Here is a 26,044-nt window from a genome sequence, read left to right on the forward strand (position 1 = left end):
GGCGCAAATATTGCACATTATTTTGAGTTGACATACATTTGCACACGCAATTCGATAATTACACCGGCAACTGCCTCAGTAGCTCAGCCGGTTAGAGCGGCGGACTGTTAATCCGTAGGTCGTAGGTTCGAGCCCTACCTGAGGCGCATAAATTTAAAAGCCTTCTAATCAATTGATTAGAGGGCTTTTTTTATGATACTAAACCGACAACCCAACCCATGAATTCATTCGTGGGTGTCGCAGGAGAACTCTAGCGCTGAAAAAAATCCTCAATCCGGCACATCTCCAAACACTGTTCCCAGAGTCGAACACGATCCGCTTCTATGTAGGTGTATTTTGCCGAAGGCTTCGGTTTGCATTTGTCCCAATACAAGCCACTTTGTCCCTGAGCTTCGGGGGCGCTGGCGCAAAAGATTTGACAAAGGGCTCCTTCAGCGGGACTTACGCCTCCACTGCGCCGGATTTTCCAGGCCAGCGCGTGCAACCAATTGGTGCGCTTGACGCCAATATCCGTTTTAACCAGACCTGGCTGGATGGCGTAGGTCGAGATGTTTTCTTCGGTTTTGCGCTTGTGCAGTTCTGATACAAACATCACATTGGCTCCTTTGGACTGGGCATAAGCCCGCAAGCCATGGTAGTTTTTGGTCAAATTCAGGTCGTCGTAGTTGATCTTGAACTGAAAATGGGAATCAGAAGCTACGCACACAATCCGTCCATCAGGAGATTGGCGCAGCGCAGGGTACAACAGGTGACTCATCAAAACATAAGCCAGGTGGTTGACCGCAAACAAGGTATCTACTCCATCTTCGGTAAGGGTATGTTTTGAAATCCAGGTTCCGGCATTGTTCACCAAGGTATCGATGACGGAATATTTGCTCAAAATGGCTTGCCCCGTTTCCCGGATGGAGGCTTGGGAGGTTAAATCTACTGTAAACAAGTCGAGCTGATCGTTTTTGGTGGCTTTAAAAATGGCCTCCAAGGCTTCTTGCCCTTTGTCTGCACTGCGGCTCAGCAAGACTACCCGCGATCCCTGCTCAGCCAAGGCTTTGGCTGTTTCAAATCCCAAACCCGAGTTCGCCCCGGTTACCACATATACTTTGTTGTTCATTTCTTCTGAAAATTTGGGCGAAATTAAGAAGAGTTAGGAATGCAGAAAAATTAACTTCCCGATTTTGGGTTTTGAATAGGAACGATGAAGAAATAATTGTCTCTCGAAATGACTTGAAAAGTGGCATCGGGTTAGGATAAAAAATCATTAAACCTCCTTTTCCCCCAGCATCAATAGCTTCAGTGCCTCTTCGGTCTGCCCGACCTCCAAGCGTTTTTGTGCCAGGCGGTGCAAGGTTTCAAGTCCCTCGTTCAAAGCCTTAGCTACTTCTGGCACGGAGCGCAATGCCACAATTTCTTCCGGGTTGGGCAGTGTTTCAATATTGCCTAGTCTCCCCAGGTTATTTCCCGTCAAAACGGTGCTGTTGCGAATGCTTTCGGGCAGTGCATCTATCCCGATGCCCTTGTTCTGGTTGGGCTTCGGGATTTCAAACAATGTATCCCGCGAAGCATGGGTATACCAGTTGCCCCCCATCCGCGCTACCAAATCCAGCTTGGTAGTATCCAAATGGCCATGCTCATCGAGGTATTGTTCTTGCATGTGCATCAGCAGTACGTGGCAAATGACCAGATTGCCCGCTCCAGGATCAGTTCCCAAAGGCAGCACCTGCAATACCTTGCACTCAAAAGCAACCGGAGACTCGCCAACCCGGGGAGCTTGAATCAAGGTAGAGGGGACTTGCGTGAATCCTGCTTTGATGAACTCATTGACTCCCTTGTCGTACTCAGTACTGGCCAGCGACATTTGTTCCACCATCGGATAATTCACGATGTTGATGCACACCTCTCCTGTTTCCAGAATGTTTTCATGGCTGTTTTTAATGCCCCGATCCCGTTTTACCGAAGGAGAAAATACCAGAATGGGCGGGTTGCTGCCAAACAAATTGAAGTAGCTGAATGGGCTAAGGTTGACGTTTCCTTCCGCATCCACGGTACTGGCAAAAGCAATGGGGCGGGGCGCAACGGCGGACTGCAAATATATCTGGCGCTCAGGAATGCTGAGTGCGTTTGGATCAATGGTTTTGATGGACATCTTGAAAAATGATCTTTAAGCACGATTTTTCACCCCACCAAGATAGGCAACCTCGGGCTGACAAAGTTTTTTTGAGCTTGCATTTTCTCAATAAAACAGTAAATTTGAAATCCTCAAAGCATCACGACCATCGACACCGAATTCCCACATATCGACTTACCCTTGGCAGGCCTGCTCACACGCCTGGAACTGGCGGGATTCAGCCTCAGCCCGGCTGAGAAAATTCGTTTGTTGCAAGTCATCAGCGGCCCGGCCAGCGCGCATTGGCGCGAGCCACAGAAGCTGCGCTTCCTGTTGGCTCCAGTGATTGCCCGCAGCAAAGCCGAGCAAGAACGCTTTTACGCCATTTTTGACCAATACTATACCGAATTACTGGATGCTGCAAGCGATGCAGACAAAGTCGATGCCAAAAATGCCTGGCTAAAAACGCTCCGAACCTGGTTGCGGCGCTGGTGGTGGGTATTTCCAAGTTTGCTTTTATTGGCGGTGTTGAGCTACCTTATTTATCCTTTGCTGAAACCTGATCCGGGAGTGACTACGGTGGGGTACTCGATATCTTCTACCCCAATTCGCGTAGGGGATACGGCTACTTTTACCCTTAACACCAAAAACATCGATACCGCTGGCGCAAAAATCCACTGGAGTTTGCGCGACAAAGCCAGCGATAGCCTGGAGCAGGAAAACTTTGGTAGCAAAAACTGGCGTGTACCCTTTAAAGTATTGCAGGGCAATCCCGAGAAAACCGTCACCCTCGAAATTCAAGAAAAAACCCGCGACAGCACCTTCCGCTATCAGGGCGATCTGGTAATTGAATGCGTCAATCCGCCCCAACTGGGTGGTCTCGACTTGCCAGACAATCTGCTGCGCGGCGAGGCGTACACCTTTAGTCCCAATGTGCTGGACGACAGCACTGATCTACAGTTCCTCTGGGATTTTGGCGACGCCCAAACCAGTACCCTGCGCAACCCTACTCACAGCTACCTGGAAGATGGATCGTATGAAGTGGAACTCAAAGTAACCCGCCTGGGTCTCCCAGGGTTTTGTACCAGCAGTACCTCGGCGACCATGCGCGTTGGAGAGACACAGGTGTTTTTGCCCTGGTACGATTTGCAGTACGACCCCATCATACCTGAAGCAGCTTTTGGTTGGGGAACCTGGCTGATTGCGGTTTTATTGGCGGCAGCCAGTTTTTATTGCTTGTTTCGTTGGGCAAAAACGCAACGGCCAATTGCCACTGAAGTGCCTGTTGGGCAACCGCGAGGGTTGCCCCAACAATCGCCAGATCGACCACCGTATGAAATCCCTTTCCGCTCATTGAACGGGCTGATCCGCAATCTGGCTGGGCAATTTCGGCTGGCGGATGCCCTGCGCCGCCGTCAGGAAGGCCTGCGCCAGGAGGTAGATGTACCCAAAACCCTGGATGCCACCATTGCCGGAGGCGGATACCCGAGCTTGCAGTTTCGCAGCACGACCCGCCCATCTGATTACCTGTTTTTGGTAGACGAGCAAAACGATAGCAGCCACCAGGGGCGATTGTTGCGCCATTTGGTCAAAGTGCTGCACGATCAAGACGTACACGCTGAGGTGTTTTATTACCGCAGCCATTTTTTCCATTTTTGGAACGAACAATTTCCACAGGGCGTCACTTTGGAGCAAATTAGTCGACTATGTCCAGAGCATCGAGTGATTGTGTTTGGCGATGCCCACGGTTTACTTGATCCTTACGGAAAAGAGAACCAGGCCTTGCGCAAGGAAAGCGCCGCCGATTTGCAACGCTGGAAGCGCCGCCTCTTACTTACACCCCGTCCGCCGCTGAGTTGGGACTATCGGGAGGCCAGTCTACACAGCATTCTACCTGTATTTCCTGCCGACCTGGAGGGCCAAATGGCCGCTGCCAACTTCATCGATAATGGCATGGAAGCAGATGATCTGCCTACCACTTTCAGTACCTGGCGCGAAAGCCTGGCCAGCATCCGTGAAGAACCCGACATCAACCGCCGCTGGCGCAATGCCAGCGATCATGCCGAATACCTGGGCTACAGCTCGGATCTATACCGCTGGCTCTGTGCGCTGGCGGTGTACCCTACCCCCATCTGGGAGATCACCTTGGCCATTGGCGCAGCGCTCGACATCCCGCTGAATGCAGACAATCTGCTGCTGCTGGCACGCATTCCCAGTTTGCAAGAAGGAAAAATCAACCCGCGCCTGCGCAAAGAATTGCTGGCGGATCTGGATTTGTACGACGAAAAATTGGCCCGCCAAGCCATTGCCCAAGAATTGGAAGACTCGATGGCCGAAGCGGCACCGGGTTTTGCCAATCGGGCTTTGCAAACCAATCTGACCGTACAACGCTTTGCCCTCGCTCCATTTGAACCGGCCACTCAAGAACAGGTCAAACTTTTGCTGGACAAAGGCTGGTTCAACCGCGTCCACATCGAGGATTTGGGTGGTGTAGCGGTGCGGGAGCTTGCGCCCATGCAACGCTCACGACGCATGACCAAAGGCGGATTTGCCGAATCCAATGAGCCAGCTGAAAACGTTATTCGGCAAAACGTTCAGCAATCGAATATCCCTAATTTTAATGCCTCAAATTTTCCTCTTCAAGCAGATGAGTCAACCTTGCGTCGTTTTTTGGAAGAGCATGGCGAAGTTGCGCAGCAGGAAATACCTGTAACCGAAAAACCTCCCAAGCCCCCTGTTTTCAATCGGGCGTTTTGGCAAATGCTGGCTTGTGCTGTCGCTTTTCTGACCCTGGTTTTTAGTATTTTAATGCTAGACAATACGCCCAGGCTTTACCGTTGGGCATTTGGTCAGGAGCCAACAGCCCGGCTGTTTGAACCCAAAATTCAATTGCGCAGCAATCCTTTGATCAAAGAAGTGGTCAACAGCGATAGTGCGACGTTGCTCAACAATCAAGCGGTGCAATTGTATCAGGAAAAGGCCTTCTCTGAAATGTTGGCTATTTCAAGGGCCAGTAACGAGGGGCCTAAGACCTACACCTATCCACCCCAAGTACGCAACCTCCTCGAGCGGGCACAGCAGGCCAACCCACAGCACCTTTCGGCTGCGTTGAACCTGACGCGCTTAAACTACAACCTGGGGGTGACCTATTTCCGTGCCTGGCAAAACCAGAGCAATTTGCATGCTCCCGACTCTCTGAGTTTGTTATTCTTTCAACAGAACCGCGAGTTGGAGACCATCTTCAGCGCAAAAAATGTCCCTACTCTTGATCAGGCTGCTTACCAGCGCCTGGCGCTCGCCAGCCTACACGGAGAAGGAGTGATTTTGTACCTGACCAATACCGTAAAAGACCCGGCCCAGGCAGAAGGTATCTACGCAGACCTGGATCGACGTGGTTTTTTTGATACGACCCAGGTACGCCCCAATTTGGCGACTTTGCTTCGAAAAGAACCTTCCCGCATTGTAGAGATCAGTCCAGGACGTGCCAATGATCAGTCGCTGGAGCTGCAAGTCAAGTATTTTAAGAATCCCAATCGGAAGGAAACCTTGAGCTTGCGCGTGCTGGCCTGTGAAAGAAACAATCAGCCGAATAACGCAAGTTTCATTCGTCCTCAAGAGCAGGTTGCTGCATACCTCCGGGATGGAAGCCAGACTTTCACTTTGCGCAGTAATTTGAATCGACCCGGAGATGTGCGCCGCACCGATAGTTTGGTAGCGGAATTGATCCTGATCAACCCCAGTTCCGGTACCCGCAAGGTGCTGACCAGACTGGTTATTCCATTTGTCAAACAATGGGGCTTACCCTCAGCAGTCACCACTATCTTAACCACCCGTATACTTGATGACCGGACGGGAGAACCGATCTCGAAAGTCACGCTGACCTATTTTGACAAGTTCAGCAATGCCGTGCTCAGTCGTGGACTGAGCGATGCCAAGGGAATCTATGCAGCTCGCCGCGATTTTTCGCGCATCAAGAGTGTGAAAATCCAGGTTACTGCGGAGGGCTATCAGCCGTTGTCGCGGGATTATAGCCAGGCAGAATTGCGCCGAATGGACAATCGGTCGACCGACATTCGCCTCAAGCCTGTTGCCGAACGCAACCCCGATAACCGCCAAAACCAACAGACCACTACTGGCGAAGAAACCGATTACAAACCCATCTTGCCCGATATGGTGCGAGTGAATGGAGGACCATTTGTGATGGGCTGTCAGGATGGACGGGATAAAGATTGTGAAGGCCCTGAAAAACCCGCACACGAGGTAACTTTGAGTACCTATTCCATCGGCAAATACGAGGTGACCAATGCCGAGTATGCGGTATTTATGAATGACATAATCGAAAACCCCAGTCGCGCAGATGACCCAGATAAATACATCTCAGCGGATAAATTTGGCTTGCAAAAAACAAGCATCAATGGTAACGACCACTGGCAACCGGACAAAGGGAACGAAAGATACCCAGTGGTCAATGTGACCTGGAGAGGTGCAGAGGCTTATTGCAATTGGTTGAGCAAAAAAACCGGGCAACGTTATCGCCTGCCTACCGAAGCGGAGTGGGAGTACGCTGCGCGGGGTGGAGAATATTCCCAGAAAGACAAATTTCAGTACGCGGGAAGCGACAACCTCGACGAAGTGGCCTGGTACAAAGGAAATTCAAAGGGCAGCTCACATCAAGTCGGACAGAAAAAAGCCAATCAATTGGGGATTCATGACCTGAGCGGCAACCTCAACGAGTGGTGTCAGGATTGGTTTGGATATTATGAGGCAAAGCCTCAAACGAATCCGTCTGGTGCTGCAACTGGCCGAGGCCGGATAACCCGAAGTGGCTCATGGGACAGCAATGCCGTGAATTGCCGCGTGTCAGATCGTTACCTCAACGATCCAGGGATGGATATTGGTGCGATTGGTTTTCGATTGGTTTTGGCGGGAGTGCCAGCAAGTGGTCGGTAAATAGGAAGAGACGGGACGCGTCGCATCCCGTCTCTTCCGTATAATTTAAAAGCAATACATCGCATTTTTACTGCAAGGCAAAACGTACCACTACCCCACCCGAAGAATCCGTTCGAGGATACCCTGCCGAGGTTTTCGGTTCACTGCGGCGGTAATCCACAAAGAAGCGCAGGGAAAGTCGTTGGTTCAATTTGTATTCTGCCGAAGGCGACATACTCAATTGGTAGCTTCCCCGGGTTGGTTCACGTACCCCCTGATCGAGCAGGTGATTGAAGGTCACGTCGTCGCTGAGCGAGAAGTTGAACTGCAAATCCAGCGCTCGGGGAGCAATGGTCGTGCTGCCACCAGGCCCCGTTTTATTGGGATTGGTTCTTGGCGCAGGCCGTTTTTTCTTCTTGGTTTTGCCAAAAATCGAGTTGATGTCAAAATCATTGATTTTGTGGCCAAACCCGAAGACGATTTCTTTTTTGCGCGTCTCGGCCAACTGGTTGCTGACGAAACTCATGGCCAGGTTGCGGGTGAGTTTGTAATCAAAGTTGAAACTCATCCCGTTTTTCATCACGGCACTTACGGCAATCAGGGGGTTGAAGCCTTCTTGGATCACTATTTCCGGCACTTCCAATCGAGGGTAGAAGTTGTTGTTCAACTCGTTGAGGAAGCCCTGATCGCGGGTACGCACAAAGTCGAGGCCAGTATTGAAGGTATTGACCGTGAGCGAAGATTTATAGCCGTGCGTCAAACTGAAACTTTGAAAGTATTCCTTGAAGAACGGCAATCTGCTGAGGCCATTGTACGTAAAGCGCCAGTTGACTTTGGGCAACAACTCAAACAAACTCAAGTTGATGCCCCGTGCATCTTGTCCGGTATAAGCAGCCAAAAAGGCTGGTATCAGCACCTCCTGTTGGGTACGCCCGTAACCATAGGTATAGCCCTGTTTGGCCAGGGTGGTGTCTACGTGTTCGCCCACACCCAGGCGCTGCGAGATGGCGATCCGGTTATTTTCGAAGGTTTTGAAAAGGGTACGCAAATCTGAAGTATCGCCCCTGAACAAGGTTTTGAGCGCAGAGTACGACATAGTCAGCGTACCTACATCTTGCGGAATGGCGTGCACAAAACGGGTGCTTCCATCCAAGATGGTATCTTTGAAATATTGAGAATGGTTCTGGGTATAACTGCGGCTGATGTCGAGATCAAGGCGCATGTCGCGGAATGGCTCGATGGTCACGCGGGCATCCCAGGTTTGGGTAGAAAGCTGAGTGACCTCGCGGTTTTGGAATACACTGGCTGACATCCAGCCTTTGTTGGCCGATTGCGCCAGCCAGTCGCTGGTAGAGCCGTATTCGTCTTCACGCAATTTGCTGATGCGGGGTTGTAGCCCTCCTACAAAATCCCAACCGGGCGAGTTGAACTGGTTCATGCCCAACAAGCGCGAAGCAGGCAAGTAGCCCGGCACCACGGTATTGTGTTGCTCGGAATAGTTGAAGCGGGCTTTGCGCAGCGATAAGAGCGGACGCAAGATCAACTTCACCGTAGGCGATAAATCGCCACCGCCTTTTTTCTCTTTGTCTTTCTCTGCTGCTGCGGCCGGATCAGGCTTGGTGCGGCTTTTACGAGTGCTCGCAGGATCTCCACCACCACTGCGGGTACCCTGGTCAATTTTGCGCAAGAAAGGAATCTTGCTGTACAATTGATCAAAGTTGAGGTCGGCGTTGGCCTGGATATTCTGGCCGTTTTGAATCACGTTGCCCAGTGAGTCGGTATTGAGGGCAGCGGCAGTCCAGCCATAGTCGCCCCGGTATTGTCCCTTTACGCCCACCCATTCCATGTACGGGATCAGCTTGGTGGGGAGGGTATAATTCATGGTGAATTCGTGGCGGTAATTTTTGGTACGCCCCAGGTTTTTGACGTTGCTCCAGATGCTGTCGCGGCGGTAGCGGTTTACTTCAGATAAAGTCAATCCGCGCTCGCGCAATTCGCTTTCGTTGGGTTCGTCTACCACGCCATTGTTGACGGCGTTGAAGTTGAATTTCAGGCCTTTGGTCAAACCCCATTGGAGGTTATAGTTGCGGGTCCAGAGGAAGCGTTTGTTGTAAAAAGTACTGTACTTAGGATCCAGGTCTGTAAAACGGTACTTAGTGGTCTGAAACTGCCGATCCATCAAGGAACTGACGGTGATGGAACTCGGCAAGGGGTTGAAGTTGATCTCGGAGATCAGCTTCAGCGCACTTCCTTTGATGCCTTTGAACGGCTGAAGGTATTTTTCCTGAGCGCTGTATTGGTAGTTGATGCCCCCGTTGTATTTCTCCACCTGGTCACTTTCGATAAACGGATCGCTGCGATCGGTGGCGGTATAGCCATAACTAGCGGCAAAATTGGAGATGTCCCAAGGCATGGGCTTGCCCTGATTTTCCGGGCTGCGGTCTTTGCGGACGTTGGTGAAGTTGTAACTCTTCACGGTATTGATTTCCTGGGTAGTCCGCTTGATGGAGTCTCTTACGGTAGCGTTGTCCGTTTTGCGGATTTTTTCCTTTAAAATGATGTCCAGGTCATAAGGATCGTACTCGGGTGTTTCTACGGTGCGAGAATACTGGGCATAAAGTGGCAGGTGAATGTTCAGTTTTTTGGGTAAAAACTTGTTCAATTCCAGGTTGCCCGCCAGGTCAAAGCCAGAATTGTCAAAGCGGCTGCGCTGTTGCACTTTTTGATCGATGGCGCCGTAACCGATGGTACCGAAGTTGCCCGCCAGGGTGAGGTTGCCCAAATCGGCCATCTGTACATCCAGACGCGCCAAACCCGCTACCCCTCCACGCTCGTCGAGCCCGGTCAGGCGCATTTCGTTGGCCCAAACCACAGCACCCACCGGGTTGACTTCACCCCCCTGTGGGTTGCGGATACCGATCATGGCAATTTTGGCGTTGCCCAGGTTGGGATTGCCCCGCACTTTGACCCAACGTTTCACCTCCAGACCGTTTTCCAATTTAACTGTAATTTGTTTGACGTATTCCTGTTCCAGATTTGTGGCGCCACCGATGGCGTTGCGCTCTTCTTTTACCTGGCGAAGCAGTTCCAAAGGAAAATCAAATTCATTTTCTTGTTTCCAAACTTCTTGCTTGTATTTGGGCTCAACACTTGGTGTTGTGGTTTTAGGAAGGCGCATTGTATCGGAAAAGACCAAGGGCATTTCGTATTCGTAATAGTTGTTTTTGAAGTCACTGCCCAGACGCACAAATACCCGCAAACCAGATGAGTCGCGGGAGGTACGGGTTTGATCGTAATCTTCAGCGTGCACAAACATTTTGAAGCGCTCGTACACGCGCATGTCTAGGCCAATATTTTTGAAAACTGCCCGCTCGTCTCCGTCGCATAAGTTTTGCAAGGAAAGCGAAAGCGATTGCTCGTTTTGCAGGGTATTGATTACCCCGCCAATCGATTGCTCGCGCTGAATGCCCAAGGGCAAAACATACGCAAAAGGACGTGCCTGGCTGGGGTCGGTGTTTTCTTCAATGTTGACCGCGTCTACTTCAAAAACTGTACCAGCGTCAATGCTACAGGGCGAGTTGACCTCTGGCGACAAGTCCTGGGTGTACTTCCGCCATTGGTTGCGCACAAATTCCATGGTGGCAAAGCGGAAATTCACCTGGCTCTCGAATCCATCCAATAAAATCCGCATGAAGCGAATGGAACGAAAATCGCGAATCCCTCCCACTGCCCGGTCAAACTGACTCAGGGGCATGCGGAAACGGTACCAGATGCGGCCATCTTTTTCGATGCGGTCGGTGACGAGTTTTACTCCTCCCTGACGAAGCCGTGCCGAGTCGAGGTTGATTTCGCCATTTTTATCGTGAAAAATCGGAATGCGGTATTGGAAATAAGCTTCGGTCTCGTTGAGGGTGTTGTCAAAGTTGAGGTCTTCGGCATCGGGGTTGTTGGTAGAAGAACTCTGACTCTGTCTGCTGGTATTGGTTGCGGAGTTGCCTTCCGGGTTGTTGAAGTCGCGGTAACGGGTGACTACGTCTACATTGGAAGGGAAACTTGGGTCGTTCCAAAAGCGGAAGTTGTCACCGGAAGGGTCTTCGTCCAAGCGAGCTTTTGCAACTTGATTAGCATTAAATACAGCATCCAACCAAGGTTTAAACTTTTCACGTTCACCTGCATCACTTAGACCATCCAAACCCACGTCCTGCAAACGGCGGGAGGTGGTATCATTGTCAAAGGCGGCGGTTACTTGCTGGGTCAACGGAACTTTAGACCAACTGGTTACCCGGGTACGGCGGTCTTTGTTGAAGTTACTGGGCAACCCATTTTCAAAGAAACGCAGTCCATCTTTGAGGATGTCTTCAGAGATGTTCCCCAATTGAAAAGTCAGGTAGCCTTGTTTTTTATCAGCATCTGGCGCGGCTGCCTTGCTGCCATCGGTGTTGAGAAAAGGACTCAACATCCAGAATTCCAAAAACTCGATATTGGTTGCCTGGAAATCGTTGATGGTCATGGCGCGCATGATGCCGGCCCAACGGGTTTTGGGACTTTTCAAAAAAGTTTGACCGCCGACAAACTCAAGCCCCTTAGAGAATGGACTCCCGCCTGGAAGATCAAAGTTGTACGGCCCCCGTTCGCGAGGGTTGTATACGATGTCCAGGGTTTGGATATTGGGCAATTCGGTCAATTGCAACTGGCGGTTGGGGAAAACCTCGTTTTGAGGAATGACCCTGGTGTAGGGGTTGACATTGTCTTGCTGGCCGGTACGGATGCCAAAGTTGTCGATGCGGTACCAGCTCATTTTGGCGCGGTTGTAGCCATAGGTCAGGTCATCGCGGAAGAGGGCTTCCGGGCGAGCCGCAGGGTTATTGCCCGAGGGATCCTGCGGCGCACTGGCCAGGTACCAGTTGATGATGGGTTGCCGGAGGTCGAAGGTGCTGTTGGCGCCTTCAAAGTCGTCGACGTATACTGCACCACCATCGTCTTTGCGGTTTTGGTTGATCGCTTTGGCGTGGCCTGGTTTAATGGCGGCCAATTCTCCGGTAAAGCTGATGCTGGAGGGGGCTTTGGTGGAAAGCCCGGGGATACCGTCGATCAGTTTGGTCAACCAGGGCGCTTCCCTTTTGAAGTTTACATCAAACCCATAAACGTTGTTATTGATGGGGTCTTCCCCGATGTTTACTTTTTGGGTAAAAGGGCGTTCCCAGAGCTTCATCAAGGTAGCTCCGACGTTGAAATTTTTATCAAATTCATAATCGGCCCGAATCCCGAACATGCTGCGGTTTTGGAAGCCAAAGAGCGTATTGTCTTCAAGCGAAACGTTGATTTGGGCACCCGAAGCCAGGATGGCGTCGTTGAGGATGCGCAAACGCCCAAGGTTGTAGTCGATTTCATAATCCCGGCCTTCTACCAACTGTTGTCCACCTCCGCTGACTTTTACTGATCCCTGCGGAATGTTGAATGCGCCCAATGAAATTTCGGAAGAAACGCTCGACTTGTAGGTTCCTTTGATCACATAACGGTTTTTTTCCTGAAATTCCTGGGCCCGAAACAGGGTAGAGTCGTACAATTCCTGGTAGATGTATTTCTTGGTGATATCGGCAGGCGTGTCTTTGATTTTTTTGAGCAAAGAAGACCCAAAAGGCTCCAGTACCGGAAACATGACGCGCCCCGTACCCGGATTGATGGTCAGATCCGGCACAAAGTCAAAAATACCGTCGGGTTGGGGGTCGCCCTGAATATTGAGTACATCCACGTTGAAAACGCGCAAAAGTGGCACGCCTTGCAGGTTGGTTTCGGGCAAGAAGCGCTTCAATCCTTTTCCGGGATCTTCGTAATAAATGTCCAAACGAAACTCTTTTTGGTCAACCTGGGTGGCACCAGTAGGGTAAACGTTTTTCATCATCAAATCCCAGGTGGCGATGTCGGTGCGCTGAATGGTACTTTTGAGGAGCTTCACGTACAACACGTTCAGCGAAGAATCGGGACGAATATTTTCGGAGTTGTTGGACAATTCCCCTACTTTATAAGACCGACCGTTGTAGGTATACTGGTAAGCTACGCCTACAGTTTGGTCGGGCAGTACGTTGATGCGCAAGGAAACGAATCCTAGCTCCGGGTGTACGGTGTATTCTGAGGGCTTGAGTTTGCGTGCGGTCACCTTTTCAAAATCGCGGGTTGGTATCATCCCAAATTGATTGCTCAAGGTGCTGATTGATTTCTCAATAGCGCGGGCATCTCCTTGTCCGATGATGCGGTCGTACAGGTTGTTGGCGCGGTTGTCGGGTAGCGGAATCCCGGTAATGTCTTTGGGTGCTCCGGGGCGCAGGTCTACCGCATTGGTGTTGACCAACCAGTCTTCGCGGCCTTCGCCCAAGTCGGCCAGCGCCACGATGTCGCGGACGTTGTCTACTTCATTGCGGTCGTTGGTGATCCAGACTTCAATGTTTTCGATTTTGAACAAAGATCGAATTTGGGGCAGGTTTTGGAGCGCAGGTTCAAATGCTTCGCGGTTGTAGTGGGAAAGCAGGAAGTGGCGGTTTTCGTCGTATTCATCTGCCTTCACATCAAACTCTTGCAACTGGCTACCGCCCTGGATCTGAATGTTTTTGCGTTCAGATTTTTGTTGCGCAACCAGGGTTGTCAGGCGCAAGTGGCCAAACTGGAGCTCGGTTTTTAGCCCAAAAAGGCTTTGCGCACCTTGAATCAGCGTGCCGCGCAGGGGCATGCTGACGTTGCCAGCTTCAATTTTTTTAAGGATATCGTCTTCGCCAAATTTCTGGCTGTCGTAATTGAGTTTGATTACCTGATCAAAATCGAAGGTAGCGGCAGTGTTGTAGTTGGTGTTGAGGTTGAGTTTTTCCCCAATTTTCCCCTGAACGTTCATCTGAATGTTCATGTCAAAATTGAACAAAAACTGGCTGCGCTGCCGCAAGTTGAGAATGGGGTTTTCCAGGCGCTGGTAATTGTAGCCAAAAGTAAGGTCTACGTTGCCCTGTGGTTTGATTTCGATGGTATTGCCCCCAAAAAGGCGGTTGATGAGGTCTTTCTTGATGTCGATTTTGCTGAAAGGATCGAGCGGATTCCTGTCGTCCTTTTTGCCCCGGGTTTTTGAGGACAATTCCTTAAAATAGGATGCTTCGTCCTGCTTTTGGCGGTAGCGGGTGTACTCGTCAAAACTCATGTAAGAAGGTGGTCGGAAAAAGTCTTCCCCGATTTTTTCTTCGATGAGGTAATTTCCAGAAGCTGGATCGTATTCTACTTTTTTATCAATGGCCTTGGGATCCCTTACGTCAAATGGATTGCGTTTGGGAGAATTGATGAAGTTGTCAGTACGGTCTTTTATCGGGATCGTATCTGTCAACGTTTGACGAACGGTTGCTCCAGGCTTTCCTCCTGGAAAAAATTTCGGGTGATAGGTTACGTCTACCGCGCTAAGGGTAACGGCAATTCCTAACAACAAGCTGAATGGTAAAATTGTCTTATTCATATCTACAAACTGCTGCACACGGGATAACTATGGTTCGTACGTAAGAACCCAACAAATCGGTTTTCCGGAAAAGCTTAGGTGCGTCTTTGGGAGGGTAACATTAATTTTCAGAGGTTTAGGATTTCACATTGGTCGCACAGCGCGGTCGCTGAGCGAAGTCGAAGCGCAGTCGCTGAGCGACCAATGTGAAATCCTAAACCTCTGAAAATTCGTTTTTTATGCAGATAGCTCTCTAAGAGCAAGCTTGATAAGCTGCTCAACACTTTGGATGCTTTGGTCTTTCAGAAGTTGATTAAGGGCCTTTTGAACCGCTATCTTCTGGAAGCCCAAAGCTACCAATGCAGATAACGCCTCTTCCCGAATAGTATTGTTTTGTGAAGGAAATGTTAATGGCAAATCGCCGGAATCTTTCACAAGTTTGTCTTTCAGATCCAGGATAATGCGCTTGGCCATTTTGGGACCAATGCCTTTCACCGCGCGAAAAACCTGCTCTTGCTCGCCAATAATGGCTGAACGCAGCTCTTCAGGACTGAGTGAAGAAAGCATGATTTGAGCAGTATTGGGACCAATACCACTGACCGAAATGAGGTGGCGGAAGAGGCTGCGCTCCGTTTCTTCGGCAAAGCCATAAAGGCTATGGCTGTCTTCTTTGATGTTGAGATGGGTCAAAATTTTGACTTCTTCATTTTTTTCAATTTGACTAAAAGTATGCAAACTGATGTGTACCAAATACCCCACTCCAGCCGCTTCAATAACGATGTAAGTAGGTGTTTTTTGGGTGATGTTTCCTCGTAAGTATGTAATCATTTGAATGAATGGTTTGCAGATGAGCTGACTAAAGTGGGGCAAATTTAATACATTTATCAAATACCCGATCAAGTCATCTGCAAATCAGTTCATCAGCCTATTATCCCATTAGCAAATCAGCCCATTAATTTCTATTTTTGCGGCCAAAATCGGAAAAACCATGAAGATTCTGTTGCTTGGAAGTGGAGGGAGAGAACATGCACTCGCCTGGAAAATAACGCAAAGCCCGCTCTGCGAAGCGCTTTGGATTGCGCCGGGCAACGCCGGAACAGCGGAATTGGGCACCAATGTAGCCCTTGATCCCAATGATTTTCAGGCGGTGGCAGAGCTTGTGCAACGCGAAAACATCAGCATGGTTTTGGTTGGCCCTGAAGAACCACTGGTGCGGGGCATTTACGATTTTTTTCAAGTCCATTTTCCCGGACTCCCCGTCATTGGGCCGTCTCAAGTGGGTGCTCAATTGGAAGGCAGCAAGGCTTTTGCCAAGGAATTTATGCTTGAAATGGGCATTCCGACTGCGGCTTACCGGGAGTTTACGGCTGAGACATTGCAAGAAGGACTGGATTATATCCTGACTCAAACGCCCCCGATTGTACTCAAAGCCGATGGCCTGGCTGCTGGCAAAGGAGTAGTCATTCTGGATGATTTGCAGGCAGCTCAAGCGGAGCTGCGCGAAATGCTGGGCGGAAAATTTGGGGCGGCAAGCGCCAAAGTGGTAATCGAGCAATTCCTTGCGGGCATTGAGTTTTCTGTTTTTGCGCTGACCGACGGCACAACGTACTTGATTTTGCCGGAGGCCAAAGATTACAAACGGGTTGGGGAAGGGGATACTGGGCCCAATACAGGTGGCATGGGCGCCGTTTCTCCGGTGCCTTTTGTTGACGAGGTATTGATGAAAAAAGTGGAAGAACAAATCATCAAACCGACCATCGCAGGCATCGGCAAGCGAGGAATCGCCTACAAAGGCTTTGTTTTTTTTGGTCTAATCAGGGTTGGAGGCGAGCCTTTTGTGATTGAATACAATTGTCGAATGGGCGATCCTGAAACGGAAGTGGTGATGCCCCGCCTAAAAAACGATCTGGTTGAGTTGTTAAAAGCAACTGATGAAGGAACGCTGGGTCAACATCGGATCGAGATAGATCCACGTTCAGCAGCTACTGTGATTCTGGTATCGGGTGGCTACCCTGGAGATTACGAAAAAGGGGAACTGATCAGTGGCCTGGAGCGCGTGGAAGGCAGCATCGCTTTTCATGCGGGTACAAAGGCTACCGGTGACGGAGTGGTTACCAATGGTGGCCGCGTTATCGCAGTAACGTCTTACGGTGATGGTTTTGACGAGGCATTGGTGTTTTCCAACCGGAATGCAGAAGTAATCAAATTTGAAGGAAAGTATTATCGAAAAGATATTGGGTTTGATTTGCACCCGTAGGGACAACCCTGCGTGGTTGTCCAAACGACAACAACAACAACCTCTGGTTGTTGTTTTAAACGTGGCTTGCGCCACGTTTAAAACGCCTTGGGGCAACCGCCAGGGTTGCCGCTACGAGATGCCGATCTCTTCGCCGGCCTTCAATTTTTCGGTATTTTCGTACATCTGCAATCCTTCGATAATTGGATCCAAATCTCCTTCCAACACCTTATCCAGGTTGTAGAGGGTCAGGTTGATGCGGTGATCGGTGATGCGGTTTTGGGGAAAGTTATAGGTACGAATTTTATCAGAACGGTCGCCACTGCCCACGAGTGATTTACGCTTTGCGGCCTGTTCCGATTCATGGGCCTGACGGCGCATTTCATAAATTTTTTGATACAGGCGTTGCAGGGCAATTTCCCGGTTCTGGATTTGTGAACGGCCATCGGTACTTTCCGAAACCACGCCAGTTGGGAGGTGCGTAAAGCGTACCCCGGATTCTGTTTTGTTGACGTGCTGCCCACCAGCGCCACTGGAGCGGAAGGTGTCGGTTCTGAGGTCTTCCTTGCGTATTTCGAGGTCTTCCATTTCCAGTTTGGGCATTACTACCACGGTGGCTGCCGAGGTATGTACCCGTCCTTGAGATTCTGTTTTAGGTACCCGTTGCACGCGGTGTGCTCCTGACTCAAATTTGAGGATACCAAACACATCTTCACCGTTTATTTCGAGTACCAGTTTGTTGTAGCCACCTACGCTGCCTTCATTGATTTCCATGGCGGCTACTTTCCAGCCTTTGCCTTCAAAGTAGCGGGTATACATGCGGTACAAATCTCCCGCAAAAAGACTGGCTTCGTCGCCTCCAGTTCCTGAGCGAATTTCAAAAATCACATCCCTTGAGTCCTCCGGATCTTTGGGGATCAAGAGGTACTTGATTTTATCCTCTAGCTCATCAATCTGAGGATTCAGGCTTTCCAATTCTTCCTGAGCCATTTCACGCATTTCGGGATCTTCGTCTTGGAGCGCCAGCTTCGCCGAATTGCGATTGCCGACCATATCGCGGTAAATAAGAAATGCTTCTACAATCGGCTTAAGGTCTTTGTAGTTTTTGCTCACCTTTTTGTACCGATCCATGTCCACGATAATTCCAGGATCAGACATTTGCTCTTCTAAATTCTGATACCGGTCATAAATGGCTTCTAGCTTTTCCAGCATAATGTTATAGGATTAATAAATTCACTTTAAAAGTTTTTTTAAATCATAAAACGTTGTAAGACAATTAAAATTTGTCCTGACGAATTTAAAATTTAAAAAAACTGTAATATTGTTTGGCAAAATTACCATAAATTTCGCATCTTGCAGAAAATTATCCAGCCTGTTGCCTCCTTAGATATCTTTCTTCCTTTTGATTTGAAAAATGGAAGATGGAACATATTCAAAGAATTGGATCTTTGATTAACACTGTGTCAAATAAACGGTTTTTACAAAGCAATTAAATGTGAAAGTATAAACTTCCGATATTTAGTTGCTTATACAATAAGTTTTCTTGAATGGCGTTAATTCTTTGCATGGAAACTGCTACTGAGCGGTGTTCCATCGTGGTGGCAAACAATGGTAAAATCCTTGGAAAAGAATCTTCTTCCAGCGATTTTGACCATACTGCCCAGCTGACATTACTGGTTGACAAATGCTTGAGGCAAAGCAATCTTCACTTATTCGAGGTAGATGCCATTGCTGTAAGCATAGGGCCCGGATCGTACACGTCACTGCGTACTGGTCTGAGTACCGCCAAAGGAATGTGTTATGGTCTGAATTTACCCTTGTTGACGATTGACTCCCTGAGCATCATTGCGGCCGGAGTCATTCAAGAACAAGTCGAATCTGGAGAATCTACACTTTACGTTCCGATGATTGATGCCAGGAGAATGGAAGTCTACACTTCCCTTTTCTCCTCAACAGGTGAAACACTAGAAGCACCTCATGCAGCGATCTTGACCGCAGACAGTTACCGTGCCTATTTTGAGAAAGAAATTACCTTGGTTTTCGCGGGTAATGGCGCTCCCAAATTTTCTCCCTTGATTACATCGCCTTTTGCACTTTTTAGTTCGGTGCATTCCGATGCGGCATACATGCCCGCACTTGCAGAAATCGCGTACCAACAAAAAGCTTTTGTCGATGTAGCTTATGTTGAGCCTTTTTATCTCAAACCCCCAAATATCACGGTATCCAAAAAACAATTTTTTGATCCCAGTCGTTAAATTAAGAAAATTTGGCATGTGTTTTGCGTGTCTTATTTATATGAATCATTAATCTATATGTTTTATCAAAGTGCATGAAATGAGAAAGCAAAAGAACGACGTGATCACCCTGAAAAAAGGGCAGACCGAAATCGAATTGGACTACGCAGAATTGCGTAAAGCTGTGTTGGTGCTCCGAGCCATCAATCACAAGCTCCGCCAAAGAATCATTGATTTGCTGGAAGAGCATGAAGCCATGACCGTAACTGAAATTTATGTTAAACTCCGTTTGGAGCAATCAGTGGCTTCTCAGCATTTGGCTATTCTGCGCCGTGCAGGTGTAGTACAAACCGACCGCAGCGGCAAGTTCATTCATTATTCGCTGAACAAAGATCGCATTGAACAAATCTCTCGTCTGGTAGAGGAATTAACCGGACAACAACAATAATGGCAAAGACGCACTTGGTTGCGTCTTGGCCATTTTACTTGCTATTAGCTTTGTATTTATACATGTTTTTTTGTGAATATGCATGCCCGGCTGTGGGGATTTCTCTGTCTATCAGGTGAAAATGTATTTTTTTCTTTGTAGGGAATGAAAAAATAATGCATATTTGCTTTTGTAATTTTAATGTAACAGTACTATGAGAAACACAAAAGTCAGTATTAATCCTGAAAAGCTGGAAGCTTCTTCGGAGCTTCTCCGCGCGTTGGCGCATCCTCTCCGCCTACAGATCATTGAATTCATTGATCAAAGTGATGCCATTAATGTGAACAAAATCTACAACACGCTGAAGTTGGAGCAATCCATCACTTCTCAGCACTTGCGGGTATTGCGCACTACTGATTTGGTCTCAACTGAGCGGGAAGGGAAATTCATTCACTATCGGGTAGATTACGACAAGATCGACCAAACAGTGAAAGCCATTCGCAATTTCCTGGCTAAGAAATAAGCCATTTTTAGCGGGCGAATATTGATTTTCTTCAGGTTTCAAAATTGAAATTTGAAGAAAATCAAAATCCGCCCGCTGAAATTTTTATTGCAAGGTTGCCTTTGCACCTATCTTTATGTTCACTTTCTGACTTGCCAATACCCTTACCGACTTTCCAGGGTTGCTGATTCCCGTCGCAATAGAAGCCTGTAAGCGCAATTTCTTCGCCGTTCGAATCCGGGCAAAACGGATTTCATCAAACCGAATCAAGGTTGTTTTACTGCTTATCTTATTGGCAATGCCTTGGGCATCGGTTTGTGCGCCGGGTATGATTTGCGGCGAAGCCTGCATCAGAGAGTCCAACACTTGGCCCGTACTGCTCAAAAAATAGCCCTGAATGGCAATGTCCAGCGGTATTTCGTTGTTAGCTACGACCTTGAATTCCAACTGTTTTACATTGTTGTATTTCGATAAATCCACGTCAAATACATCCTGGGCTAAAAAATTGGATACACTGCCGTATAGGGGCAATTCGACTTCTACCTGAACCCGATAAAAGCTTTTGTCGGTAATGAATCCTTTTTGTCCGATGTTTCCGTTGGGATTGGTAAACGCGTCTACATCATAGGCAACGGCAGTGGGCCCCGCACCAAACAGGACATCCAGATTGGAGTTGGTCTTGTCAAAAGTAAAGGTACTCCGTTTTACCTGGCCTACTTCGTTGATGCCTGGATAAGGAAAATCAAAGCCGTTGCGCAGAAAAACACTTTCTACCCCCAGGGCTCGGTTGTCTACGGTAAACACTTTAAAATCCCGCACGATGGATCGGGAAGGGATGCCAAAAGAGTTTTCCAAAAAAAACGAGACCCGAGGGTCGGCAAAGTAGATGTTGCCTTTGACGTAATTCTTGAAAAAATCGATCTTCACCGTGTCTCGCCCACCTTTGTACAGCAAGCTGCCAAAGAACCCCTCAGCGTAGGAAAATTGCAAATTGGTAATGCGCACCAGGAACAAGCCCGCATTGACTTTGCTTCCGACTGGAGTAGTCGCTTCGTACTCCACGTAAACCGTATCGTTTTTCGGGATCAGGGTATATCCAGCCAAGGATGCTGGTGTAATTTGGTTGGTAGCCGAAGGACGTGCCCCTGAGCCACTGTATGCAGCAATGTCTACAGAGAAGGAATAAGGTTTTCCGTCTTTGAGCATTTGGGGGAAACTTACGTCTACCTTGATCGCCTCTTTGTTGGGATTCTCGACGTAATACACAAAATCCCCTTTTTTCAAAACAACCTGATCAATTTTAACCCCATTGGGGAGATTAAAAGGTAAAGGCATTTTTTTGCTCAACACAGGAATCAGCGGAGGCAATGCACTGGTCAACGTTCCAAAAATTTCATCGCTGGTGCGCGTGATGATGTCGCCGATGTACCGAAAACGGATACGCCCATCAGGATCAACAACAATGCCTGAAAGGTCATCGGCACTTTCCAGAATTTCTTGTAAGGTGGTATTGGAATTGACGAGGGGAAATGCCACTTCGGGCTGAAAATTGGAGACCTCCCATTCATCAATATTGTTGAGTTGGCGACAGGCAGTACCGCACAAAACCAGCACTGCAAATAAAAAGGCATTCCTCATAGTTTTTTGGGTTTGGGAAGCTTATACAAAATAACAAGTTTACTGCTTCCTATTTCTAAACGCCGATTCCAGGCGTTGAATGTATTGAGACAAGGTTTGTTTTGTAAAAAAGCGAAAGGTTAGGGCTGCTTCGTCGAGCAAATTGAGGCTGAACAGGCCGTAATCAAAGTGGTGACTCAGTCCAGAAGTGAGGTAACTGCGGCTTTTCGCAATCAATGCCTGCTCTGCGCTTGAAATATTGTCGTCACCGCCAGCATCGATGTAGTTTTTGAGGCGCACTTCGCAAACTTCCAGGGCATGAGCCAGAATGCCCAGATCGCGCGCAGCGTTGCCCAATAATTTGCGCTGAAACAGTAAGCCTTCCAGCGCCAGTTCTTTGTCTGATTTGACTTCCCGGTCGGTTTTTTCTACCGAATAGTAATGCTCATCTACATCTTCGTTGAATCGATTGGCAATTTCGCTGTGTAATTTGGCCAATTCAAGCATGGGTACAATGATGGCCCGAAATTTATTCTCCAGCAATTGGTGGTAGGCTTTTTCGCCGCGCATACTTTGCTGGTCATGAGGATCGTGGATTTCGATTAAATACTGTACCAGCGTATTGCCCGAAAAAGCAACCGGCTCATGGTCAACGGCTTTGGTTTGGCTCAATAATTTGGAAAAGCTTTCAGCCTGGCGCTCAAAAGCAGCATTTTTTTCCAAAATCTCATCCAGCGATTCTTTTCCATCTTCTGGAAAAACCGTGCGATCCTCCATTGGAGTGGAAGGCGTTTCTGGCTCAGGTTGCTCCTTTCTTTCATTGGATTCGCCTGGAAGTTCGAAAAAAGCGTCAAATGGATTGCTTGGCATTGCAATGGTTTGAGTTTTAGCTACGCAGAAAACTTAACTTCCCTCTCAAAAAGTCGGGAAGTAATTTTTTACGTCATACTTATTGAGTCGTTGCGAATTTACGCAAAAAAAAATCACAACCACATTTTCGGGAAATATGCGGTAAAAACAATGATTTTTAGCTAGATTAAGCAATCAAAACAAATTTTATTTCGTGATTTCGTGAAATAAGCTTACCTTGAAAACTATGCGGGGATTTGTCAATTCTTTATTTCACCGACTCTACCATTACCGCTACCGCCTGATACGGAGCTATATGGATGACCCCCACCGGATCCAAAATGCCCAATTTCAAGAGCTTTTGCTTTTTGCGGCGGATACCGAGTGGGGCAAGTCGCATTTTTTTAATGATGTACAGAGTCCGGAAGATTTTCGTCAGGCGGTTGAACTAACCGATTACGAAGACCTGAAGCCGTTTATCTCTCGCATGATGCTCGGCGAGCGCGATGTGCTTTGGCCAGGAAAGGTCGATTTGTATTCCAAATCTTCGGGTACCACCAACGACAAAAGCAAGTTCATTCCCATCTCCCCTCAAAATCTCTACAAATGCCACATGCGGGGTTCTTGGGATACCATGACGCTGTATTACCATAATAGACCGCAAGCGTCTCAATTTGCAGATAAAAGTATGATTATGGGCGGCAGCCTCAGCAGTTTTGAGGCACATCCGGATACTACAGTGGGCGATGTAAGTGCCATCTTGATCCAGCACATGCCCTGGGTTGCGCGTCCCTTTTTCATCCCTGATTTTGAAACAGCCTTGCTATCTAACTGGGAAGAAAAATTAGAAAAACTGGCGCAGGCAGGTGCCAAAGAGCCCAATGTGGTGATGATCGGTGGTGTACCTACCTGGACGGTGGTGCTGTTTCGGCGCATTCTGGAAATAACCGGCAAAAGCAATATGCTGGAGGTATGGCCCAAATTTCAGGTATATACCCACGGTGGCGTCAGTTTTACGCCTTACCGCCATCAATTTCAGGCTTTTTTTCCTTCCGATACAGTTGATTACCAGGAGATTTACAACGCTTCAGAAGGTTTTTTTGCGGTACAAGACAATCTGGATGAAGAAGGGTTATTGCTGCTGCTCAACAATGGCATTTATTACGAATTCATCTCCATGAGTGAGTGGGGTCAAAGTAATCCTAAAGCAATCAGTCTGGCGGAAGTAGAAGTAGGCAAAAACTATGCGTTGGTGATCAGCACCAATTCTGGCTTGTGGCGCTACCTGCCTGGCGATACGGTGATTTTCACCTCCGTAAATCCGTACCGCATCAAGGTCAGTGGGCGTACCAAGCAGTTTGTGAATGCCTTTGGGGAAGAGGTAATGGTAGACAATACCGACAAAGCCCTGGCTGAAACCTGCTTGCTCACCGGTGCAGAAGTGCGGGAATACACTGTTGCCCCCGTTTATTTTCAGGGCAGCGCCCAGGGTGGCCACCAATGGATCATCGAATTTGTGACCGCCCCTGCTGATATTGAAGCATTTACCCGCTTGCTCGATCTCAACCTGCAACGCATCAACTCGGATTACGAAGCCAAGCGCTTTCGCAATCTGGCTATGCTGCCCCTCCGCCTGGAGGTTGTGCCCAGTGGCACTTTCCACAATTGGTTGCGCACCAAGGGCAAAATGGGAGGTCAGCACAAAGTCCCCCGCTTATCCAATCACCGCAACTTCATCGAGGAAATTCTGGCGCAAGTCGGCGCTTGATTTTAGCTAATATTAAATTTAATGTCATTTTGTCGTTTGATTTTAATACAAAATGCCAAAATGGCATTTTACTTCCCCCGTCTTGACAATTTGTACCTCATTTCGGCATTGGAATGCCCTTTGCTTTATGGAAAGCAATCAACATTTAAAAACAAAAATTCCAAGTGCCATGAAAGTTATAACTGTTAAACCACAAGTGCCAGCATTCCTTGCTGATCCGTCATTTGATCGTTTGATCAACCGTTTTCTGGGTTCTGAAGTTTCTTTTGGTCCATTCCGCGATTGGGTGGAAAACCGCCCTGCGGTCAACATCGTTGAAACCGCCAATGCTTACCGCATTGAATTGGCTGCACCTGGCCTTGCCAAAGAAGATTTCAACATCAAAGTTGAAAAAGATACGCTAAGCATCTCGGCCAAAAAAGAACCGACTACCGTAGAAGGCGAAAATGTGAAAGTGCGCGAATTTGCTTATTCCAGTTTTGCACGCAACTTCACTTTGCCCAAAACCGTAAATGCAGAAGCCATCGAAGCGCGTTATGAAAATGGCATTCTGTTCCTGAGCATCCCTAAAAAAGAAGAAGCGTTGCCACAGGTACGCCAAATCGAAGTGGGCTAGTGCCTTGAATGAACTTTGATGGGTTGTGCATGTTGTATTGGGTGAAGTGAATTAGACAAAAGGTCATGCACAATTCATCATATTTCATTTTTTTTTCTTAGAAAAACTGTTAAAGTTCAAACTTTTGAGTCCTAAATATTGCCTTTTTTGTGAAAAACACATATATTAGTCCTGCTAAGGTTTGAACTTTTTTTCATGGATCATGTTCAGCAAAATACATTCTCGATAATCAGTTTTCTGTCGCCGCAATGACGCAGATTTTGACCAAACGAGAAACTATTTGCTACGAAAATTGGTTTATATAGTACATACGCAAAGCAATACATTTGCGTACTTCAAAAAAGAATAGTTTATAGGTTAGTTAATAGGGTTTTAGGTGTTTTTTGGGGCCGACACATCTCGTGATCGGCCTTTTTTTTTGTTGTTGTTACCATACTGTGTCTTACAAAACAAATTTGTCACCTCTCCAAGCAAAAAAAATTCAAAAAAAATCTCCCCATTCCACAACCTTTTCCATTCGATCCAGGTTATCAATATAATGTAATGAAAACACAGTTTTTCATTGTGAAAAAATTGTAAAATTATTTTTATGATTGCCAAACTGGAAGAAGTCAGCAAGACGTACCGGGTGGGAGATCAGGAGATCGTTGCCCTGCAACCCACCAGCATGGAAGTCAAAGAAGGCGAGCTGCTATTGATCATTGGGCCATCGGGGTCGGGCAAAACAACTTTGCTCTCCCTACTTGGTTGTGTGCTTTATCCTAGCAAAGGGCGTTTGTGGGTAGATGGTCAAGAAATCAATCGCCTCAGTGAGCGCCAATTGGCTCACTTGCGCCTTAGCACCATCGGGTTCGTATTCCAAAGCTTCAACTTGTTGGCGCCGCTCAGCGCAGAAGACAATGTGTTGATGCCTTTGCGCTTGCAGGGCGTCAAAAACGCCGAAGCCCGGCAACGCACCCAAAAAGCATTGGAAATGGTAGACATGATGGATCGCCGCAAGCAATTGCCCAAACAACTTTCGGGTGGACAACAGCAGCGGGTAGCCATTGCTCGGGCCCTGGTCACGAATCCAAAACTGGTTTTATGTGACGAGCCGACCGCCTCCCTTGACAAAGACTCCCTGGATGTGGTCATGACCGAACTGCGCCACCTGGCCAACGAGGGCAAATCGGTGTGCGTGGTGACCCACGACCCACGTCTGGAGAAATATGCCCACCGCATCGTGGCCGTCAACAACGGAATTGTAACGGCTGTGGATAAAATTGATCATTAATATGACGCAAAAAATTACTTCCCGATT

15 protein-coding genes and 1 tRNA gene are annotated in these 26,044 nt (G+C 48.2%); 9 read left to right on the plus strand and 7 right to left on the minus strand.

Translation table 11 applies throughout. The features are described 5' to 3' along the window. The first annotated feature begins 72 nt into the window (after positions 1-72). Positions 73-146: transfer RNA gene (locus ABW391_RS19470), tRNA-Asn, on the plus strand. Positions 147-250: 104 nt separating this feature from the next. Here the strand turns inward: ABW391_RS19470 and ABW391_RS19475 are convergent. Together ABW391_RS19475 and ABW391_RS19480 are read right to left on the minus strand one after the other, a co-directional pair. Beyond that, the gene (locus tag ABW391_RS19475; protein ID WP_353483578.1) at positions 251-1,108 is read right to left on the minus strand and encodes an SDR family NAD(P)-dependent oxidoreductase; all 858 of its coding nucleotides are present in this window, start codon (positions 1,106-1,108) and stop codon (positions 251-253) included. A 147-nt stretch (positions 1,109-1,255) separates the two neighbouring features. Then, the gene (locus ABW391_RS19480) at positions 1,256-2,140 is read right to left on the minus strand and encodes a flavin reductase family protein (RefSeq protein WP_353483579.1); all 885 of its coding nucleotides are present in this window, start codon (positions 2,138-2,140) and stop codon (positions 1,256-1,258) included. Between the two features lie 162 nt (positions 2,141-2,302). Here ABW391_RS19480 and ABW391_RS19485 point away from each other — a divergent pair, with 162 nt between their 5' ends. Further along, positions 2,303-7,051 (plus strand): SUMF1/EgtB/PvdO family nonheme iron enzyme, encoded by a 4,749-nt coding sequence (locus ABW391_RS19485; RefSeq protein ID WP_353483580.1) that lies wholly within the window; start codon positions 2,303-2,305, stop codon positions 7,049-7,051. Positions 7,052-7,118: 67 nt separating this feature from the next. Here ABW391_RS19485 and sov read toward each other — a convergent pair whose 3' ends face one another. Both sov and ruvA read right to left on the minus strand, forming a co-directional pair. Further along, positions 7,119-14,516: a T9SS outer membrane translocon Sov/SprA gene (sov, locus tag ABW391_RS19490; protein WP_353483581.1), complete on the minus strand. Its 7,398-nt coding sequence runs from the start codon at positions 14,514-14,516 to the stop codon at positions 7,119-7,121. A 216-nt stretch (positions 14,517-14,732) separates the two neighbouring features. Then, positions 14,733-15,323, minus strand: a complete 591-nt coding sequence (ruvA, locus tag ABW391_RS19495) for a Holliday junction branch migration protein RuvA (RefSeq protein ID WP_353483582.1) — start codon at positions 15,321-15,323, stop codon at positions 14,733-14,735. A 160-nt stretch (positions 15,324-15,483) separates the two neighbouring features. Between ruvA and purD the strand changes: the two genes are divergently transcribed. Beyond that, positions 15,484-16,752 (plus strand): phosphoribosylamine--glycine ligase, encoded by a 1,269-nt coding sequence (gene purD / locus ABW391_RS19500; RefSeq protein ID WP_353483583.1) that lies wholly within the window; start codon positions 15,484-15,486, stop codon positions 16,750-16,752. A 111-nt stretch (positions 16,753-16,863) separates the two neighbouring features. On the opposite strand, the gene prfA is transcribed toward purD, so the two are convergent. Beyond that, on the minus strand, positions 16,864-17,943 hold the full coding sequence (gene prfA / locus ABW391_RS19505) for a peptide chain release factor 1 (protein WP_353483584.1): 1,080 nt from the start codon (positions 17,941-17,943) through the stop codon (positions 16,864-16,866). A 353-nt stretch (positions 17,944-18,296) separates the two neighbouring features. Between prfA and tsaB the strand changes: the two genes are divergently transcribed. The 3 genes from tsaB to ABW391_RS19520 all read left to right on the plus strand — a co-directional run bounded on the left by tsaB (position 18,297) and on the right by ABW391_RS19520 (position 19,915). Then, the gene (gene tsaB / locus ABW391_RS19510; protein WP_353483585.1) at positions 18,297-18,986 is read left to right on the plus strand and encodes a tRNA (adenosine(37)-N6)-threonylcarbamoyltransferase complex dimerization subunit type 1 TsaB; all 690 of its coding nucleotides are present in this window, start codon (positions 18,297-18,299) and stop codon (positions 18,984-18,986) included. Positions 18,987-19,065: 79 nt separating this feature from the next. Further along, positions 19,066-19,413: an ArsR/SmtB family transcription factor gene (locus tag ABW391_RS19515; RefSeq protein ID WP_353483586.1), complete on the plus strand. Its 348-nt coding sequence runs from the start codon at positions 19,066-19,068 to the stop codon at positions 19,411-19,413. A gap of 193 nt (positions 19,414-19,606) precedes the next feature. Then, complete coding sequence (locus tag ABW391_RS19520) at positions 19,607-19,915, plus strand: ArsR/SmtB family transcription factor (protein ID WP_353483587.1); 309 nt, start codon at positions 19,607-19,609, stop codon at positions 19,913-19,915. A gap of 84 nt (positions 19,916-19,999) precedes the next feature. Here the strand turns inward: ABW391_RS19520 and ABW391_RS19525 are convergent, their stop codons facing one another. Both ABW391_RS19525 and ABW391_RS19530 read right to left on the minus strand, forming a co-directional pair. Further along, the gene (locus ABW391_RS19525) at positions 20,000-21,532 is read right to left on the minus strand and encodes a hypothetical protein (protein WP_353483588.1); all 1,533 of its coding nucleotides are present in this window, start codon (positions 21,530-21,532) and stop codon (positions 20,000-20,002) included. A 39-nt stretch (positions 21,533-21,571) separates the two neighbouring features. Continuing rightward, entirely contained in the window at positions 21,572-22,381 is an 810-nt protein-coding gene (locus tag ABW391_RS19530) for a hypothetical protein (RefSeq protein ID WP_353483589.1), read from the minus strand. 226 nt (positions 22,382-22,607) lie between these two features. Between ABW391_RS19530 and ABW391_RS19535 the strand changes: the two genes are divergently transcribed. The 3 genes from ABW391_RS19535 (at position 22,608) to ABW391_RS19545 (ending at position 26,017) form a co-directional block, all read left to right on the plus strand. Further along, on the plus strand, positions 22,608-24,128 hold the full coding sequence (locus ABW391_RS19535; RefSeq protein ID WP_353483597.1) for a GH3 auxin-responsive promoter family protein: 1,521 nt from the start codon (positions 22,608-22,610) through the stop codon (positions 24,126-24,128). Between the two features lie 169 nt (positions 24,129-24,297). Further along, positions 24,298-24,744 carry an Hsp20/alpha crystallin family protein gene (locus tag ABW391_RS19540; protein WP_353483590.1) on the plus strand — a complete coding sequence of 149 codons (447 nt, stop codon included), beginning with the start codon at positions 24,298-24,300 and terminating at the stop codon, positions 24,742-24,744. 589 nt (positions 24,745-25,333) lie between these two features. Next, positions 25,334-26,017 (plus strand): ABC transporter ATP-binding protein, encoded by a 684-nt coding sequence (locus ABW391_RS19545; RefSeq protein WP_353483591.1) that lies wholly within the window; start codon positions 25,334-25,336, stop codon positions 26,015-26,017. The last annotated feature ends 27 nt before the right edge of the window (positions 26,018-26,044 follow it).

Source organism: Haliscomenobacter sp., from assembly GCF_040403615.1.
Classification (GTDB): Bacteria; Bacteroidota; Bacteroidia; order Chitinophagales; family Saprospiraceae; genus Haliscomenobacter.